Below are 19045 nucleotides of genomic sequence, written 5' to 3'. Positions count from 1 at the left end.
CGGGAACAAACGACACCGGAAGCGGAACGGGCGGAGGAAATGAAACGGCGAAATGTGATGAATGCGATTCAACAATTGGGGCAATCCAATGTGCCGCAAATGGAGTCCAACATTTATTGTTTGTCCGTGATCGGCCAAATCGAGGGGCATTTGGTACTGCCCTCGCAAAACAAGACGACCAAGTACGAACATATCATCCCACAACTCGTGGCAGCCGAGCAAAATCCGCAAATTGAAGGTATCATCATCGTATTGAATACGGTGGGGGGCGATGTGGAAGCAGGATTGGCGATCGCCGAGATGATTTCCACCATGAGCAAACCGACCGTGTCGTTGGTGCTGGGGGGCGGTCACAGTATCGGTGTCCCGATCGCGGTGTCGGCCGATGTCAGCTTCATCGCGGAGACGGCCACGATGACGATTCATCCCGTGAGGTTGACGGGTTTAGTCATCGGAGTGCCCCAGACGTTTGAGTACCTGGAAAAAATGCAGGAGCGGGTAATCCGGTTCGTTGCGCGTCATTCCAATATATCCGAGGAACTGTTCCGGGATTTGATGTTCCGAACCGGTGAGTTGGCCAGGGATATCGGTACCAATGTAGTCGGTACCGACGCAGTGAAATTCGGTTTGATCGACCGGCTGGGCGGGTTGGGTGATGCCATGGCCGAGTTGAACCGGATGATCCGTGCGCGAAAGGAGCAACCCCTCCAATGATCCACTACTCTGTCATGCCATTGGAACTGGTTTTTGAGGACCCTGCAAATCAACCAAAATACCAAGAAACGAAGGTCAACGGGGTTCATATGCTAATCGAGTGGACCGGACCGTCCAAGGCACGTATCGTACGCCTGCTTTCCCCCAATCCCCAAGATTATTTGAATCCCAAGTTTCAACCGGGAAATCAGATTCCCCTGAAATGGGGTGACTGATTCCGAAGGAGTGTCCGTTCATTTGTCGAAGCAAGAGAAGGGTGACCTTTTCCGGGGAAAAGGATCACCCGACTCAGGATGCCCGGAAAAGGCGTAATTTTGCGCCCTTTCCGACTTGAATTTCAGTTCCATCGGAACGAATAAGCCTAAGCGTACAGATGAAAAGGGGATCTGCATGGCCAAAGGCAAAACCAAACGCAATGAACAGATTCAGCGGGCGATTCAGTTTGAACTCTATGGGATTCTCATTCTGACACTGTCGGTGGTGACGATCGCCGGACTTGGAGCGGTGGGACGTTCGCTCACGTACATTTGCCGGATGTTGATCGGTAACTGGAACTTCTTGATTCCGACCGCTACAGCCGTGTTGGGCGTCTATGTGATGATCAAGCGCCGCTGGCCGTCGGAATGGACACCGCGGTGGACGGGAACCGTTTTGTTTTTGGTCGCGTTCCTGGTATTTAACCATATGAGCATGTTTGATCAACTGCGCGAACATGGAAAAGAGGGGCCAATTTTGCTCACCACCTGGCAAGCGATTTTGAATGAGCGGAATTCCCGCTTGCCGACGGATATCGGGGGTGGCATGGTGGGCGCCCTGTTCTACGCATTATTTCATTATTTATTTGATGATTCGGGAACACCATTAGCTACTGTGGCGATGGCGGCGGCCGGTTTGATTTTGATGACAGGATTTTCCTTTATCCAATTGCTGCGACTGGGCAAATCACGATGGATGCAAAAATGGGCGATGTGGAAACAGTGGTTGAACAGCGTTTGGAGGTTGGGGAAAACGGAGAGAGTGAACAAAAAAGTCAAAGGGACCGAGCCTGAAGCAGTCATAAAGGAGAGCGAAGAGATTCCGGTGATTCATGATTTTACCGAGAAAGCCCAGGAAACCACAATGGCCGACTCGGACGGACCGGAAGCAGAAGCGGAAATCCCTCCTGTACCCAAGAAACAAGGAACAACTTCCACACGCAAGACAACCGACAAAAACGAGTCCATCGTTGTCCAGTTGAAAACAGAACCGGTGATTTCGCCTGAATCGTACCAATTGCCCGCCTATTCGTTGTTGGACAAGCCAAAAAAGACGGGGAAAGCGCGGGAACGACAGGATATGACCGCCAACGCCAAAAAGCTGGAAGCGACATTGGAAAGTTTCGGAGTCAAGGCCAAAGTGATGCAAATCCATCGAGGACCGTCAGTGACACGGTATGAGGTCCAGCCGGACATCGGTGTCAAAGTGAGCCGTATCGTCAATTTGGCGGACGATTTGGCATTGGCACTTGCGGCCAAGGATATTCGGATCGAGGCGCCCATCCCGGGAAAATCGGCAGTCGGGATCGAGGTTCCCAACCAGAAAGTGGCGATCGTCAGCCTGCGTGAAGTATTGGAAAGCGCGCAATATCACGAATCGACCTCCAAACTGAGCATTGCCCTGGGAAGGGACATTTCCGGTGAGCCGATTGTCGGTGATTTGGCCAAGATGCCGCATTTGTTGGTGGCTGGTGCGACCGGGTCGGGTAAAAGTGTATGCATCAACGGGATGATCACCAGTCTGTTGTACAAAGCCAAACCGAGCGAAGTCAAACTGATGATGATTGATCCCAAAATGGTGGAACTGAATGTATACAACGGGATCCCTCATCTGTTGGCTCCTGTGGTGACCGATCCCCGTAAGGCGGCGATTGCACTGAAAAAAGTGGTCGCGGAGATGGAAAAGCGTTACGAGCTATTCGCCAAATCGGGGGCACGGGATATCGTGCGGTTCAATCAGATGGTAATGGACGAAAAGTTGGGAGATGCCGCTCCATTGCCCTACATCGTCGTCATCGTGGACGAATTGGCTGATTTGATGATGGTGGCGCCCGCCGATGTGGAGGATGCGATCTGCCGTCTGGCGCAGATGGCGAGAGCCGCAGGCATTCATCTGATTTTGGCCACGCAGCGTCCGTCCGTCGATGTCATTACCGGTGTCATCAAAGCCAATATTCCCTCCCGGATCGCCTTCGGTGTTTCCTCCCAAGCCGATTCCCGCACGATCCTGGACATGGGGGGAGCGGAAAAGTTGTTGGGTCGTGGGGACATGCTTTATCTTCCGATGGGCGCCAACAAACCGATCCGCGTGCAAGGTGCATTGGTGACAGATCGGGAAGTGGAAGCGGTGGTTCAGTTCGTCAAAGGACAACAGCAGGCACGGTACCATGAGGCGATGATTCCGAAAGATCATGAGGTGACGGAACAGGAAGAAGTGGACGACGAGCTGTATCCGCAAGCGGTTCAAGTGGTGGTGGAAGCCAAGACCGCTTCAGTTTCTCTTCTTCAGCGCCGCTTGCGCATCGGCTATACACGGGCTGCCCGTTTGATCGACATGATGGAAAGTCACGGTATCGTCGGGCCGTATGAAGGGAGCAAACCGCGAGAGGTAAAGATGACTCCGGAACAGTGGAAAGCGCAAAATCGTTCAGGTTGATACCGGGATTGTCTAAAAGTGGCAGAAAACAAAAGAGTAGAAAATTGGATACACACATGGTATAACAATGAAGGAACCACCCGGCGGCAATACGGGTGGTTTTCAAGGGAAGGTCGTATCGCCTGACGGAAGTTCTCGTTTCGGATACATAAGCCGACTTCTTCTTTTTTTTCGGCGATATGCCCTTCCCCGCTCATCCAGGATGGCTTGTAAACGGTTTCAACCATCCGGGTGGTTTAGCTCAAGGGGGCGCATGTTTGAAGTGGTGATGGGTCAGTACTAATAGGGACGAAATCGCACTGCTTGGTTGGTTGTAAGTTACAAGCCCGATCATGGAAATAAGGAGGAGCAAGAATGAAAAAGAAAGTGTGGATCTCTCTTTTGCTCTGTGCAGCATTGGTGTTGACATCCGTAGGCTGCGCACCGGGTAAAGCTCCGGGCGGCAAAGGTGGCTTGTCTGCCGGACTGGTAACAGACACCGGCGGTATCAACGACGAATCCTTCAACCAGACCGCTTGGGCTGGGATGGAAAAAGCCAAAAAGGAATTGGGCGCTGATATCCGTTACGTGGAATCCAAGCGGGATGATGATTATGTTCCCAACCTGACCAAGTTCGCCCGGGAGGGACGCAGCATCACGTGGGGAATCGGGTTCAAGTTTGACAAGGCGATTCCGCAAGTGGCCAACCAATTTCCCAATCAAAAGTTTGGCATTGTCGACCACAACCTGAACGGAAAAATCCCAAAAAATGTAGTGGCCGTCACCTTCAAAGAAAATGAGGGATCGTTCCTGATGGGCGTGATCGCCGGATTGATGACCAAAACCAATAAGGTCGGATTCATCGGCGGCATCTCTTCGCCGTTGATCAAGAAATTTGAAGCCGGTTATCGTGCAGGCGTCAAAGCCGTCAATCCAAAAGCAACCGTGCAGGTGGCTTACGCGGAAACCTTCGCGGATGCGGCAAAAGGACGCTCCTTGGCAGCTAACATGTTTGACGGCGGGGTGGATGTTATCTACCATGCGGCCGGTGCGACAGGAAAAGGCTTGTTCGATGAGGTAAAAACCCGTCCGAAAGGGAAATTCTGGGCGATCGGCGTCGATATGGATCAATCCCGACTCGCACCAGATCATACGCTGAGTTCGATGGTAAAACGCGTCGATGTAGCAGTGTTCAACGAGATTAAAAACATCAAAGAAAACAAGTTTGACGGTGGTAAGGAAGTGCAGCTAGGCCTAAAGGAAAACGGTGTGGGTATCGCGCCGACCACCAGCAAGAACGTTCCAAAACAAGTGCTGGACAAGGTTGAGGAGTTCAAACAAAAAATCATCAAAGGCGAAATTAAGGTTCCCACCCAGTAATACAACCAATCGGGTACGAAGGGATATCAACAATCCGGGGCTAGCGACCGCTAGCCCTTTTTACCCTTATGCCGAAGGAAGGGGGAAGCGTCATGAATGTCGTGGAAATGCGCGGAATCACGAAGCGCTTTCCGGGAATTGTGGCCAACGATCACGTCGATTTGACCATCAAGCAGGGAGAGATTCATGCTCTGTTGGGAGAAAACGGGGCAGGCAAGTCGACGCTGATGAATATTTTATTCGGGCTGTATCAGCCCGACGAAGGCGAGATTCTTATCAAAGGAAAGCCCGTTCGCATTACCAGTCCGACAGTAGCCAACGAACTTGGGATCGGCATGGTGCACCAACATTTCATGCTGGTGGAACCGTTCACTGTAACGGATAACATTATTCTCGGAGCTGAGCCGACCAAGGGCGGCGTGGTTCAACGACGTCAGGCGGAACAAAAAGTAAAGGAGCTATCCGATCGATATGGACTTCGCGTCGATCCCAAAGCGAAGATCCGCGATATCTCGGTAGGGATGCAACAACGCGTGGAGATTTTGAAAACATTGTACCGTGGTGCAGACATCCTGATTTTTGACGAACCGACAGCTGTGTTGGCACCCCAGGAAATCGACGAGCTGATCGAGATCATGCATCATCTGGTGCGTGAAGGAAAAACAATCATTTTCATCACGCACAAACTCAAAGAAATCATGCGCATTTGCGATACAGTCACGGTAATTCGCCGCGGCAAAGTAATCCGGACCCTTCCGGTGAAAGAAACGAACGAAAAGGAATTGGCCGCACTCATGGTGGGGCGCGAAGTTTCGTTTGACATTGACAAAAAACCTGCCCAAGCAAAAGAACCGGTGCTGGAAATCGAAAACCTAACAGTGAAGGACGCGCGAGGTGTGGAAGTGGTTCACGGGTTGGACCTGACGGTGCACGCGGGCGAAATCATCGGGATTGCCGGTGTGGATGGGAATGGTCAAACCGAACTGATCGAAGCGATTACTGGATTGCGTCGGGCTCAATCAGGCACGATCAAGCTAAAGGGGCAAAACATCACCAACGAGCGGCCGCGAAAAATTACGGAATCGGGTGTGGGTCACATTCCCGAAGACCGTCACAAACGCGGTTTGGTGCTGGACTTCGATATGGGAGAAAACATCGTGTTGCAGACTTATTACCAATCTCCGTTTTCCAAAGGATTGGCTTTGCAATATCCGGAGATTTACCAATACGCCAACCGACTGATCGAGGAATTCGATGTGCGGACTCCTGACGTGTACACACCAGCTCGGGCATTGTCCGGTGGGAACCAACAAAAGGCGATCATCGCCAGGGAAGTGGATCGCGACCCGGATCTGTTGATCGCCGCGCAACCCACACGGGGGCTGGATGTCGGAGCGATTGAATTCATTCACCGCAAATTGGTGGAACAGCGGGACAAGGGGAAAGCTGTTTTATTGATTTCGTTGGAGTTGGATGAAGTGTTGAAGTTAAGCGATCGCATCGCGGTGATCTATGAAGGAAAAATCGTAGGATGGGTGGACCCGAAAACGGCCACCGAGGAACAGTTGGGACTTCTGATGGCGGGAAGTACCACGGAAGCGGAGGTGTTGGCCTGATGCAAGTGATGTCCAAAATCAATCGACGATCGTCCTTCTGGGTATCGCTGATCTCCGTGGTGCTGGGCTTGTTGGTCGGTGCCATCGCCATGATCGCCGCCGGATACAGTCCGATCCTGGCCTACGGTGCGTTGTTTCAAAACGCGTTGTTCCAACCGTATGATTTGGGAGAGACAATCCGAACCATCTCTCCGCTGATTTTGACCGGATTAGCCGTAGCGCTGGCGTTCCGTACCGGCTTGTTCAACATCGGAGTGGAAGGTCAATTCATTATGGGTCAATTGGCGGCGGTGATTGTGGGATTGAAACTGCATCTCCCGCCGATCGTGCACGCGTTGGTTGCTGTGATCGCTGGTGGATTGGCGGGTGCGATCTGGGCATACTTGCCTGGGCTGTTGAAGGCCAAGCGCGGCGTGCATGAAGTAATCACCACAATCATGCTGAACTTTATCGCGTTGTATTTGTCCAATGTGCTGGTGCGAACGTGGCTGACGTCTGGTGCCGACTCCACGGACCGGATTGCCGATACGGCCTCCCTGCAATGGAGTGTGTTGTCCGCTATGTTCGGGGGAGCGCGCATTCATTTTGGCATCATCATCGCTCTTTTGATGGCCTTTGTAATGTACTACCTGCTTTGGCGGACCAAGCTGGGCTTCGAACTCCGCGCTGTCGGTTACAACCCGCACGCATCCGAATATGCAGGCATGCGTGTGGATCGTAACATCATCCTCTCTATGATGATCAGTGGATTTTTCGCTGGTTTGGCGGGGGCAAGCGAGCTGTTGGGCACGCAAGGATATTTGGCCATTCAAGGGGGATTCACCGGCATCGGTTTTGACGGCATCGCCGTGGCACTCTTGGGAGGCAACACGCCGATCGGTGTCGTTTTGTCGGCAGTATTGTTCGGGGTATTGACGTACGGAGGAACCAACATGCAGTTTGCCGCGCAGGTTCCATTTGAAGTGATTCGGATCGTGTTTGCGGCGATCATCCTCTTCGTGGCGGCCAATGTGTCCGGGTGGATACTGGGTTGGTTTCGGTCGCTGAAAAAAGGGAGGGGAGCATAGCATGCTTAACACATTGACCAACGTCTTGCAAACAACTGTATTGTATTCGACCCCACTTATCTTGGCTGCTATGGGTGGGCTGTATTCGGAGCGCTCCGGTGTGGTCAACATCGCGTTGGAAGGCTTAATGACGATCGGAGCGTTCGCCGCCGCGGTGACGACGATCTTTACCGGCAATCCGTGGCTGGGGTTATTGGCAGCGATGGTGGCCGGCATATTATTTGCTCTGCCGCATGCTGTGGCCTCAATCACGTTTAAAGCGGATCAGGTGGTCAGCGGTGTGGCAATCAACTTTCTGGCATTCGGTTTGTCTGTTTACCTGGTGAAACACCTGTACAACGGGGAGGCACAAACGCCCGTGGTGCAGGAAACGTTGTCCCGTATGCCGATTCCGGGGCTGAACAGCATTCCGGTGATTGGTCCCGCGTTGTTTAACGCGTTTCCCACGACGTATCTGGCTTTTGTCATCGTGGCTGCTTCCTACTTTATCCTGTATTACACGCCATTCGGGATGCGCCTGCGTGCGGTGGGGGAACATCCCAAAGCGGCGGAAACGGCTGGTGTTTCCGTGATCCGGATGCGTTATGTGGCGGTAATGATCAGTGGTGCGCTCGCCGGTCTGGGCGGTGCGGGGTTGTCTATCGCTATCGGCAGTGAGTTCAACCAATCCACTGTGGCTGGACAAGGGTTCATCGCATTAGCCGCGTTGATCTTCGGCAAATGGCATCCGCTTGGCGCCTTTTTCGCCGCACTTTTCTTCGGATTCGCAGTCTCATTGGCTTTGATAGGTCAATTGTTCGGATGGACACAGTATGTACCGAGCGAAGTGCTCAATATGCTGCCTTACGTGCTGACGATTCTCGCATTGGCCGGTTTCGTCGGAAGAGCGGAAGCCCCGGCTGCGATCGGGAAACCATATGAAAAAGACAGCCGGTAACACAACAAACCCCGTCCTCAATGGACGGGGTTTGTTGACTTGCTCGGCTGTACAACCTCCTCTAAGCGAATGCCTGCGTCCTTTGCTCCGGGTAGGAGCCATGAACTGCTTCCTTGCAGGGCGCAGGTGGACCGAGCGGGGAAAGTCACCACCAGACACGCCTCCAAAGAGATGGATAAAGGACGGGTTTGTTCGTCAGCGTGAGCCGTCAGGACGGTGTTGCACTTCCACTAACCGGATCAGCCACTGTTTCAAATCCACCACCCTTAGCGTACGCGGCAGGGGCAAAGAAGTGTCGCTCACCAGAATAGGGGCAAGCAATTCCTGGCTGCTGGCACCGCCGTGGCTGCCGCGGTTGGGCAGGGATGAAGTGCCCCATTCAAATTCGTATCCCGGAAGGGAGGTCAACATGACACATGGTCCACGTTGGGCACCAATGCCCCCTTTCACTAGCCGCAGGGCATCGGGATATCGACCGAATTGAACCAGATGGCGCCGAGGGTCCAATCGAAGATCCAGCACGCGGGGATCCCCTTCCAAGTGCCAAGTTTGCCCGTAGGAATCCCTCCATGGCCCCTTCGAACGGAAACGCAGTTGGTGAGCCCCGTGCCACACCAGGATATCCCGTCCTTTTCGCCTGATCACCCAATCAATTCCAGGCATGTGCCGGTATTTCTCGATCAAACGGTCCAACGAAACACCCGCCCGCAAGGGGTGAACAACGGCCATCCGCTCGTTGGAGGCGATGGCCACATCGGCGTTCCGCTCACGTGTCGAGACACCATACGGCAGTAACCGGTAGGGTGATGCCAGTTTGTTTAAGGTTATTAGGTACTTGGCATTCTGTTTTCCGGCAATGACTCCGCTATCCCCCATCAGGACGAAAACATGATCACGCAGAACCGAATCCCAAGAACCCAAGGACGTGATGAACGCCTGTAGTTCCCTGTCCAATGTCGCCACCTGTTTCCATCCGTTTGGACCCATTTTATGTGCCGTTTTGTCCGTGTCCGGCAGATACACCATAATCAGGTCGGGATGGTTGGGATCCCGCAGCCAGCGGGACAGCAATCGCAGTCCATCTTTGTTTCGATATAGTGTCGGTGACAAGGTCGTCATTTCATCCCCGTCAGGACGCGTACGGGAAACATAAGGTCCCAGTGCCAACCAAGCGGGTCCCTGGGTGGTTTGTCCGGTGAACGGGATGGGGTGAACAAATGGTCCACGATACGCGGTCATGTTGATGGTACCGGAAAGGTATCCTTTACGTAGAAGCGCTTCATGAACAGTCTCTGTCTGGGGATTGAGGTGGCGTCGATTGTAGTCCAGAAACCAACGTGCGGTACGCAAGATCCCTTGCTGACGCATGTGGGAAAACGTATCGCCGTAGTTGATGACCCGTCCTTCCTGAGGATCGTACCATTGCAAAGCCGGAACGCGGTGCTGGTCGGGATAGGTACCGGTGATCAGGGATTGGTCAATTACCACGCTCATCGTGGGAAACACGCTGACCATATCTTTTTTGTATTGCCCTTGACGGATCAAACGCGACAGGGTCGGAAGGCGTTTGAGACGAATCCCTTCATCAATCGCGTGTGCTGTGAGCGAATCCGCCAACAAAACCACGACGGTTCGTTTCGGATGTGATGACCGTTCGGGCGAGGGTGCCGGTTTCGGGATCACCGCCGGAACCACAATGGCGACGATCATTAGCATGACGAGTAGCAAAAGCGCTCGTTTGCTCATTTCCCCCATCCTCTCTTCAACATGTTGGTCCGTCATAGTATGGCCCCAATCGAGTGGATTCGTTCATCTGTGTAAAGGATGGAATTTCTTGACCACGGTCATAATAAAGATAGCAACACCTAGAGGAACGAATGTTTGTTACGCTATAATGAAAAAAGTGATTGTTTGAATCAACAGAAGGAGAGGTGTACGTGTGAGCTACGCTCAATTTCAATCAATTCCGGTCGGCAATTTGCGCGTTCATGTATGTGCGACGGATAAATTTAAAACCAACACCCTATCCGCGATGATCCAACAGGAACTGTCACCGCAAAACGTCACAAAAACGGCGCTGTTGCCCCAAGTGTTGCAACGAGGAACGGAAACCTACCCCACGACGTTGCAGTTGAAACAACGATTGGAAGAACTGTACGGTGCCAATCTGTTCGCCGATGTATACAAACGCGGGGAGCGTCATGTGCTGCAAGTGGGATTGGAGATCGCCAACGAACAATATTTACGTGCTTCAGCTTCTCTGTTGGAAGAGGGCGTCGCGTTTCTGAGCGAGGTACTGTTGCGTCCCGTTACGGAAAACGGCGGATTTAAGGAATCTTACGTGGCAGCGGAGAAAAAGAACCTCAAACAAAAAATCGAGAGTCTGAAGGACGACAAAATTCGCTATGCCGCCCAACGATGCATCGAAGAAATGTGCGCGGGCGAGCCGTACAGTTTGTTTACCTACGGCAGGTCGGAGGATCTGGATCACATCGATGCCCAATCGTTGTATACATATTATCGTGATCTGATCCGCCATCGTCCCATTGATCTATTCTTTGTCGGCAATGTGTCGGTCGATGAGGTGGTTCGGCTGGTCGAGCGACATTTTCCGACCGATCAGACGGAGCGTGTACCCGTGGAAACGGGTGAAGTGCGGCATACTGTGCGTGAGGTCAAAGAAGTGGTGGACCGTTTGGATGTCAAGCAGGGCAAGCTGAACTTGGGTTGCCGCACGCAGGTTTCCATCCACGACGAAGATTACGTCGCGCTGATGATGTACAACGGAATTCTGGGAGGATTTCCGCATTCCAAGCTGTTTGTAAATGTGCGTGAAAAAGCGAGCTTGGCTTATTACGCATCCTCACGGCTGGAGAGTCACAAGGGTATTATGACGATTCAGTCGGGGATCGAAATCGCCAACTACCAACAGGCGGTCGACATCATCCGCAAGCAATTGGACGCGATGCGGCAAGGCGACATCAATGATGTGGAATTGGAGCAAACCAGAGCCACGTTGATCAACCAATTGCGGGAGCGGCAGGATCGCTCTTATGACTTGATCGACGCGGAATACCATTCGATCTTGAGCGGCAAGCCACGCCCGTTGGAACAATTGGTGGAAGACCTGAAACAAGTCACCAAGGCGGATGTGCAACGCGTGGCGGAAAAAGTACAGTTGGACACCATCTATTTCCTGCGCGATAAAGGGGAGGTAACGGCAGATGCAGCAAATTGAACATCCCCAATTGAAAGAGACGCTCTATTATGAACAGCTGCCCAACGGCTTGGAAGTGTATCTCCTGCCGAAGCAGGGCTTTTTCAAAACGTATGCCACTTTTACCACCCGCTATGGGTCGATCGACAATCATTTTCAACCTCCGGGTGAAGAGGAGATCCAGGTTCCGGACGGGATCGCTCACTTTTTGGAGCACAAGATGTTTGAGGAAGAGGACGGGGACGTCTTTACCCGGTTTTCCAAGCAGGGGGCTTCGGCCAACGCATTTACCAGCTTCGACCGAACAGCTTATCTGTTTTCGGCGACCGATCAGATCAAGGAAAATTTGATGACCCTGATCGATTTTGTACAACGGCCGTATTTCACTGATGAGAATGTGGAGAAGGAAAAAGGGATCATCGGACAGGAAATCCGTATGTATGATGATAATCCCGAATGGCGGTCGTACTTTGGTCTGATCGAGGCGATGTACCATCGTCATCCGGTACGGATCGACATCGCGGGAACGGTCGAGTCGATCGCCAAAATCGACAAAGAGACGTTGTACAAGTGTTACGAGACGTTTTACCATCCCAGCAACATGGTGTTGTTTGTGGTCGGTTCGATTGACCCCGAGACCACCATGCAGTGGATTCGGGAAAATCAAGCCGCCAAACCGTTCGGCAAGCAAGCTGAAATCAAGCGTTTCTATCCCGAGGAGCCGGAGACGGTGGCTGAAAAGCGGAAGGAGATCCGGTTGACGGTTGGGATTCCCAAATGCTTGTTCGGTTTCAAGGAACACCGGCTCGGTTTGACGGGGGATGATTTCCTCAAACAGGAGTTGGCGACGCAATTGGTTCTCGAAGCGCTGTTCGGCCCTGGTTCCGATCTGTATCAATCGCTGTATGACGATGGCTTAATTGACGACAATTTCGGATTCGACTATACGTTGGAACAGGGTTACGGCTTTTCCATTGTCGGCGGCGATACGCCGGATCCGGACAAACTGACGCAACGAGTAGAAAATGAGTTGCCCCAACGCGTGCAAACCGGGATTCAAGCGGATACCTTTGAACGAATCCGCAAGAAAAAAATTGGCCAATATCTTCGCTATCTCAACTCACCTGAGTGGATCGCCAATCAGTTCACCCGGTATCGTTTTAACGGCGCGGATTTGTTCCGCCTCATTCCGCTTCTGGAATCGTTGACACCGGAGGAAGTAAATGAACGGATGCGCGAGCATGTCAATTGGGACCGGTTTGCGGTATCGATAGTTCGGTCGTAATCCGTTTCACTCCATCGATTACGCGCCCGATCGGGCGCTTTTTGCATGGGAGGATGTAGGATGTGCGCAACGCCGTTGAAAGATCGAGTGGCTGTTGTGACGGGGGCCAGTCGGGGGATCGGAGCTGCCATCGCTGAACGTTTGGCTCAAGAAGGTGCATTCGTGGCGGTCGGTTATCGGACAGAGGAAACCAAAGCGCAGGAGGTCGTGGAACGGTGTCGGCGCCATGGGGTATACGCATATGCGTATCGGGCTGATGTGCGCTCCCGATCTGACGTGGAGGAGATGGTGCGACGGGTCAAACGCGAATTGGGTCCACCGTTGATTCTGGTACACAATGCAGGGGTGGCCGGGATCGGATTGATTCAGGATGTGACGGATGATCAATACGCCACCGTGTTTGATACACATATCAAGGGAGCGATTCATCTCATTCAAGCTTGTCTGCCCAACATGTTGTCTCGAAATTTCGGTCGAATCGTGTTGCTTTCCTCGATTTGGGGTGAGTCCGGCGGTGCGGGGGAAGCATTGTACTCGGCCGCCAAAGGCGCGGTCAACGGGATGGCTCGCGCGTTGGCCAAAGAGTTGGGACCTTCCGGTATCACGGTGAATGCGGTGGCCCCCGGCGCCATTGAGACAGATATGCTTAGGGCGCAACTGGCAGAGGAGGAACGTTCGGCCCTGGTCGGGGAAATTCCGGTGGGGCGTTTGGGACGGCCTGCCGACGTCGCTGCTTTGACCGCTTTTCTTTGCAGGGAGGAAGCCGGTTATCTCACCGGACAGGTTCTGCATGTCAACGGGGGATGGTATCCGTAATATGATTTAATCCGGCAATGGACGCAGTCCCAGCAGATAACGGACGGTTTCTTCCACTTCGACAGGACCGGCGTTCACCAAACGAAGACAGCGGCATCTAGAAATATGTGGAATGTCGGCAACCGACAATTGTTCCAATGTCAATACGAATCGTACAGATGCCCACATATCCCTGGGGAGAGTCTCATCCAAGGACATGACGGTAATGGCATAACGTTGAGTCAATGTCTTGTAGGCATTCCGGCTATCGTGAGATAACTTGGCAGGGTAAAGGAGCAGAATTTCGTGCGGCTGAAGGTGCAGGGAAAGGGGAAATCGTCGTTTCAAATCGATTGGCACGTTGATCACATCCCCATTTCAACTGTTTGTTTTCCTATTTTATCCTGCGCCATTCGCCACCTTCTTATTCACTGTTGCATAAAAAACACCGGGAACGCTCATATTATGCGTAAACCCGAGAGGGATGACAAAGGAGGGAATCCCGGTGTCCATTTTGAGTGATTTTCAGGAATGGAAAAATTTCCTGTCCCAACGTGTCAACCAGGCGGAAGGCATGGGCATGAACCAGGAAACAATCAATGAGTTGGCTTATCAGATCGGCGATTATTTGGCCCAAGGGGTAAATCCCGAAAATCAGCAGGAGAAATTGCTCAAGGAGTTGTGGAGTGTAGCCAACGAAGAGGAACAGCGCACCATTGCCGGATTGATGGTAAAAATGGTGAATGATGGAAAAAAGTAAAATAAAAGACTTAAATAAATGAAACGCCCAGATTTAATCGGGCGTTTCATTTATGTTACAAAAGGATTTCTTTGTTAAAAAGGATACGCGAACGGTGAAACATGTGATATACTATTAAACAAATTTGGTAGACTCATCTGTTTGTGTACAGATGCGTGAAGATTTCATGAAAGGTGTGCCGCGATGAGTGACCACGACTGGTATCTCGAGTATCAAATACATAAAAACAGACCAGGATTGCTGGGAGATATCGCTTCGTTGCTGGGGATGCTTTCCATTAACATTTTGACAATTAATGGTGTGGAAAACCGGCGCAGGGGTATGTTGCTTCGGACAGAAGACAGGGAGAAGATTCAGGCTCTCGAACATATTCTGTCCAAAGTGGACAACATCACGATAACGGCGCTTCGCCCCCCCACCCTGATGGATCGGATGGCGGTTCGTCACGGCCGCTACCTGGATCGTTGCCTGGAGGACAAGCGCACGTTTCGATTCACGCGCGACGAGCTGGGGCTGTTGGTGGATTTCATGGCTGAACTTTTCAAAAAGGAAGGTCATCAGCTGATCGGCGTGCGTGGCATGCCCCGCGTAGGGAAAACGGAATCCATTGTCGCTTCCAGTGTGTGCGCCAACAAGCGCTGGATTTTTGTCTCCTCCACATTGTTGAGACAAACGATCCGCAATCAGCTTGCCCACGACGAAATGACCTCCCAGAACGTGTACATCATCGACGGCATCGTTTCCACCATGCGCTCCACCGAGCGCCATGCGATGTTGGTACGCGAAATTATCCGGATGCCAGCAACCAAAGTGATCGAACATCCGGACATTTTCGTGCGGGAAACTGAATTCACACTGGATGATTTTGATTACATCATCGAGCTGCGCAACCATCCTGAAGAAGTCATCGACTATAAGGTGCTGGAGACGGACTACAGCAGCTTCTGATAACCGTGAGTTCCAGGACAGGAGGTGCGGGATCCATGTCGGGTATCGGCTTGCATTTTCGGCAGGCACGCGAGGCAATGGGTCTGAGTTTACAAGAGGTGCAACAGCAAACCAAAATTCATGCAGAGTATTTGCGGGCGTTGGAGGAGGATCGGTTTGATCAGCTACCGAGTCCCATCTACGTCCGGGCGTTCATCCGTACCTATGCGAACAGTCTCGGTTTGGACGCCCAAAAGTTGTTGGGTCTGTACGATCAAACGGTGCGTGGAGGTGTAACTGATCCGACGGAGAATACTGCCCGGCGGGGACGGATCGGCACACGGCCTGTCAGCCAACAGACGGGGCGTTTCCGTCGCCCACGTACTGATCAGCTGGGTCATACCCAGCGGATCCGACTGGGCAACACAGCTCCGATGAGGGGAGTGTCCCAAAGCGTTCGATTCCAGCAAACGGGGCGCTATCCGCAAGTGACGGGTCCACAACAAGCCGTTAATGCGGATTTGCAGTCCACCGGCCGAATTCCACGCGTATCGCAAAATACCCAACGGCTGAAAACGGCCAACCTCCCCGTATTGCCCTCCAATTCGGGAGCCAGTACAACTGACGCTGGTCAACCCGATTCGGGTAGCATCGTTCCCTCGCGCCGGGGAACCAATGCCAATCACAGTCCCAAAAAGGGAGGCGCGCCGAATTGGGTGATTCGGGTAGCGGCAGTTGGAGCGATCCTGTTGGTTTCGGCCGCGGCGTTGACCTTCGTTTTGAAGGACGACAACCAAGAGGCGTCCAACAATAGCTCGTCCTTCACCAAACTGATTGATCAGGGCAATGGTACGGTCAATGCCAACCAGGCCGTTCAGCCGCAGCTGACCCGGGTGCAGACCGATACCAGTGAAGAAAACTACGATGGGGATCTGTACGAATTGAAAAATGCGGATAAAATCAAGGTGGAAATCAAAGCATCCCAAGGCGAAACCCAGCTGATTTACGGCAATGATGTCGGGCAGCGCGAAGCGGTTGTTTCCATGAGAACGGGAGACATCCAGCCCATTGAAAAAGACAAGTTTGTATGGTTCCGACTGACCATTCCTTCCAATGCTGAAATCAAAGTCAACGGTGTCGATATTGACACGACTGCACAGAATCTACCCAAAAGCTATCGGATTGAATTGAAAAAATAGCAAATGAAACATGGGGTGGGAGGTGGGCCGGATGTCGGCCGAGGCGGGTCGCCGGCTCAAGCGAGCTAGGGAATCCAGAGAGTTGACTTTGGAAGATGTCGCGATAATAACGGGCATCGAACCGCAATACTTGCAGGCGATCGAATCGGGGCAGTTGGAGGCATTGCCGGGTCCATACGTCCGTTCTTATTTGCGTTCCTATGCCCTATGCGTTGGGGAGGATCCTCAGGCACTCATTCGCATGTACATGACCGGCAAGACGACTGCGGGAAATCACTACACCGACGTACGTACAAGAACCCGAGATGCCCGCACAGGCAGTATCCGTAGACGTCGCACCAGCCGTACGGAGGCGGCTGCCTCATCGGAAGAGGCGTTGCTTCAAAAAGACAGGAGAGGGAACACCGGAAAGCACCGATCCTTGTCACGTGCAGAACAACGGGGCTCTCACAGGCGATTTGGAACGTATTCCAGAACTCGATCGACGAGCGGTGAACTGGAATCTTCCCTCCCGCCTCAGAAGTGGGAGGAGGAAGCCTCTGTCGGGGTACGAATGGATGGACAAGCTTCCGCACCGCGAATCGAGGTTCCAGCTGACTGGCCTGATCCGGCCGAGTTGGGAATCCGGTCCGAGGAACCGGATACGGGAGCGAACGAAGAGAAGCCGATGCCAGTAGTGCCACCAGAAGAGGAGGAGACGACAGGTTCCCGGCTGTCGCGCAGATCCAAAAAACAATCTGCGTCTCATCGTTCTTCTTTCAGCAAGTGGTATACCCGGTTTTTGATCGCGGGGGCGATATTGTTCGTGATCGCCGCGATCGCGCTTGGCATCACCCTGTATATGGACAACGAATCTGCGCCCGTGAAGCAGAAGTCTTCCGCAAGTGCCAGTGCGGAAGGGGCGACATCGGAGCAGAAACCGATACTCAACCCCACGGTTACCAGTGCGGTTGCACCGGATCATTATGAGCTGGTTCATGCCAAGGAGATCCAACTGAACATCGTTGCCGTCGGTGATGCCACAGTCACCATCCGCAATCAGGAGATCGGGACTCCTATCAAATCGTGGCAATTGAAAAGCGGGGATCAGCAGACTTTCTCCTATGCGAACGATCTGTGGATCACAGTGGACATACCGCGCAATGTAAAAATCACGGTTTATGGACAGCCGGTCAATACCGATTATTCCAATGAGAAAAAGATTGAGATAAAATTGATTAAGGAGTAGGGATCTCGATGGGGCTCTCGGTGTTTCCGAGAGTCTTTTGCCATGAACAACCGATGACGGCAAACAGTTATTTGTTCGTTTTTTGGAGGTGGAGGAAGGTGTCGGCAGATATCGGTCGCCAATTGAAGGAGACACGCGAATCGCTCGGTTTGACTTTGGATGATATTCAGGCAAAAACCCGTATCTTGAAGGGTTACTTAATCGCGATTGAAAACGGCCAATTCGACAAATTGCCCAGTCCGTACTACGCACGTAAATACTTGCGTCAATACGCCGAAGCTGTCGGTTTGGAACCCCAACATATCTTGCGCAAATTCCGTACCAATGAAATGACACAGGAAAAATTGCTGGAATGGACGACGCAATCGATGTCCGCGGTCAACCCAGATGAACACAAGCCGTCGTCCCAGACAACGGGCCGTTTCGCAACAGAAAGACTGGAACAAACTTCCGTACATAGACCTAGCACAACTGCCAGCCAAGTTTATCAGAACGATTCACAGTCGGTACATAGCACTCAACGTTTACCTGCATTGCTGTCTGATCCCGGAGAAACAGAACCGGCTTCACCGACAGAGGACAGTCCGTCGGAATCGATGTCATTGTCGCGTACCAACCCCCCGGTTTCCGTTCGAGGGCGTGGACGACGCAAAGTAACGCGCACAAGGAAAAAGAACGGATTGTTAGGAAAACAGAGGATTTGGTTGTGGGCATTATCAGGTGTATTGTTGGTTTCCATTACCGCCGGTGGCGTGTATTCCTTCCTCAACAAGGAAGACGGGGGAGCCGGACAAGTCGCGGCTGGAAAAAATCAGGTAACATTGTCCAATGCCGGAAAAACGGATCCGAGCAAAGAGGATCCCAGCGCGAAATTGACATTCGTGAACGAGGACGAAGATACGAACAAGTATGAACTGCAATCCCAAAAACAGCTTCATTTAATGATCCAAGCGATCGATGTATCCCGGGTGGTCATCACCGAACAAAAATACGGAGCACCGATTAAGGATGTGACTTTGCATCCCGGTGAGGAGTTTGAATACGAGGGAGCTCACGCCGAATTGTGGGTGCGATTTCAGTTCCCGCAAAACATCCGGATGTTGGTGAACGGAAAGCCAGTGGATCCCAGTTTCTATGTTCATATTGTGAAAAAATTGACATAACGATAAATACCTGGTTTTTTGACAGCGTTTGGGTGGTAGGTTATACTGACGGTGACAGATTACCAAGGTTTGGACGAAGCCTTCGCT

At 52.3% G+C, this 19045-nt stretch carries 17 protein-coding genes; 15 read left to right on the top strand and 2 right to left on the bottom strand.

Annotated elements, in window-relative coordinates; all coding sequences use genetic code 11:
• Positions 1 to 39: 39 nt before the first annotated feature.
• The 7 genes from KI215_RS09005 to KI215_RS08975 all read left to right on the top strand — a co-directional run bounded on the left by KI215_RS09005 (position 40) and on the right by KI215_RS08975 (position 8384).
• Positions 40 to 714: a ClpP family protease gene (locus tag KI215_RS09005; protein ID WP_246512298.1), complete on the top strand. Its 675-nt coding sequence runs from the start codon at positions 40 to 42 to the stop codon at positions 712 to 714.
• A complete protein-coding gene (locus tag KI215_RS09000; protein ID WP_212772427.1) occupies positions 711 to 929 on the top strand; it encodes a YlzJ-like family protein in 219 nt (72 codons plus the stop codon). The genes KI215_RS09005 and KI215_RS09000 overlap by 4 nt, the downstream gene beginning before the upstream one ends.
• Positions 930 to 1104: 175 nt before the next feature.
• Positions 1105 to 3405, top strand: coding sequence for an FtsK/SpoIIIE family DNA translocase (locus tag KI215_RS08995; RefSeq protein WP_212772426.1), 2301 nt, complete (start codon positions 1105 to 1107; stop codon positions 3403 to 3405).
• 354 nt (positions 3406 to 3759) lie between these two features.
• The gene (locus tag KI215_RS08990; protein WP_212772425.1) at positions 3760 to 4764 is read left to right on the top strand and encodes a BMP family lipoprotein; all 1005 of its coding nucleotides are present in this window, start codon (positions 3760 to 3762) and stop codon (positions 4762 to 4764) included.
• Positions 4765 to 4856: 92 nt separating this feature from the next.
• Positions 4857 to 6380 carry an ABC transporter ATP-binding protein gene (locus tag KI215_RS08985; RefSeq protein WP_212772424.1) on the top strand — a complete coding sequence of 508 codons (1524 nt, stop codon included), beginning with the start codon at positions 4857 to 4859 and terminating at the stop codon, positions 6378 to 6380.
• Positions 6380 to 7447, top strand: coding sequence for an ABC transporter permease (locus KI215_RS08980; RefSeq protein WP_212772423.1), 1068 nt, complete (start codon positions 6380 to 6382; stop codon positions 7445 to 7447). Before KI215_RS08985 ends, KI215_RS08980 begins: the two co-directional genes overlap by 1 nt.
• Before the next feature lies 1 nt (position 7448).
• The gene (locus KI215_RS08975; RefSeq protein WP_212772422.1) at positions 7449 to 8384 is read left to right on the top strand and encodes an ABC transporter permease; all 936 of its coding nucleotides are present in this window, start codon (positions 7449 to 7451) and stop codon (positions 8382 to 8384) included.
• 195 nt (positions 8385 to 8579) lie between these two features.
• Here KI215_RS08975 and KI215_RS08970 read toward each other — a convergent pair whose 3' ends face one another.
• Positions 8580 to 10130 carry an alkaline phosphatase family protein gene (locus KI215_RS08970; RefSeq protein ID WP_212772421.1) on the bottom strand — a complete coding sequence of 517 codons (1551 nt, stop codon included), beginning with the start codon at positions 10128 to 10130 and terminating at the stop codon, positions 8580 to 8582.
• 193 nt (positions 10131 to 10323) lie between these two features.
• On the opposite strand from KI215_RS08970, the gene yfmF reads away from it, so the two are divergent.
• The 3 genes from yfmF to ymfI are packed head-to-tail and all read left to right on the top strand — an operon-like array spanning position 10324 to position 13702.
• Positions 10324 to 11622, top strand: coding sequence for an EF-P 5-aminopentanol modification-associated protein YfmF (gene yfmF / locus KI215_RS08965; protein ID WP_212772420.1), 1299 nt, complete (start codon positions 10324 to 10326; stop codon positions 11620 to 11622).
• Positions 11609 to 12886 (top strand): EF-P 5-aminopentanol modification-associated protein YfmH, encoded by a 1278-nt coding sequence (gene yfmH / locus KI215_RS08960; protein ID WP_212772419.1) that lies wholly within the window; start codon positions 11609 to 11611, stop codon positions 12884 to 12886. The genes yfmF and yfmH overlap by 14 nt, the downstream gene beginning before the upstream one ends.
• Before the next feature lie 60 nt (positions 12887 to 12946).
• Positions 12947 to 13702, top strand: coding sequence for an elongation factor P 5-aminopentanone reductase (ymfI, locus tag KI215_RS08955; RefSeq protein ID WP_246512067.1), 756 nt, complete (start codon positions 12947 to 12949; stop codon positions 13700 to 13702).
• Positions 13703 to 13708: 6 nt separating this feature from the next.
• On the opposite strand, the gene KI215_RS08950 is transcribed toward ymfI, so the two are convergent.
• Positions 13709 to 14041, bottom strand: coding sequence for a hypothetical protein (locus tag KI215_RS08950; RefSeq protein ID WP_212772417.1), 333 nt, complete (start codon positions 14039 to 14041; stop codon positions 13709 to 13711).
• Positions 14042 to 14186: 145 nt separating this feature from the next.
• On the opposite strand from KI215_RS08950, the gene KI215_RS08945 reads away from it, so the two are divergent.
• The 5 genes from KI215_RS08945 to KI215_RS08925 all read left to right on the top strand — a co-directional run bounded on the left by KI215_RS08945 (position 14187) and on the right by KI215_RS08925 (position 18958).
• The gene (locus KI215_RS08945; protein WP_212772416.1) at positions 14187 to 14441 is read left to right on the top strand and encodes a DUF3243 domain-containing protein; all 255 of its coding nucleotides are present in this window, start codon (positions 14187 to 14189) and stop codon (positions 14439 to 14441) included.
• A gap of 183 nt (positions 14442 to 14624) precedes the next feature.
• Entirely contained in the window at positions 14625 to 15389 is a 765-nt protein-coding gene (locus KI215_RS08940) for a DUF3388 domain-containing protein (RefSeq protein WP_212772415.1), read from the top strand.
• A gap of 35 nt (positions 15390 to 15424) precedes the next feature.
• Positions 15425 to 16567: a helix-turn-helix domain-containing protein gene (locus tag KI215_RS08935; protein WP_212772414.1), complete on the top strand. Its 1143-nt coding sequence runs from the start codon at positions 15425 to 15427 to the stop codon at positions 16565 to 16567.
• A gap of 31 nt (positions 16568 to 16598) precedes the next feature.
• Positions 16599 to 17795 (top strand): helix-turn-helix domain-containing protein, encoded by a 1197-nt coding sequence (locus KI215_RS08930; protein ID WP_212772413.1) that lies wholly within the window; start codon positions 16599 to 16601, stop codon positions 17793 to 17795.
• 98 nt (positions 17796 to 17893) lie between these two features.
• Positions 17894 to 18958, top strand: a complete 1065-nt coding sequence (locus KI215_RS08925; protein ID WP_212772412.1) for a helix-turn-helix domain-containing protein — start codon at positions 17894 to 17896, stop codon at positions 18956 to 18958.
• Positions 18959 to 19045 lie beyond the last annotated feature (87 nt).

This window comes from Polycladomyces abyssicola (assembly GCF_018326425.1).
GTDB classification, from domain to species: Bacteria; Bacillota; Bacilli; order Thermoactinomycetales; family JIR-001; genus Polycladomyces; species Polycladomyces abyssicola.
Note: the sequence above shows the minus strand (reverse complement) of the source record. Positions and strands in the feature narration are given on the sequence as shown.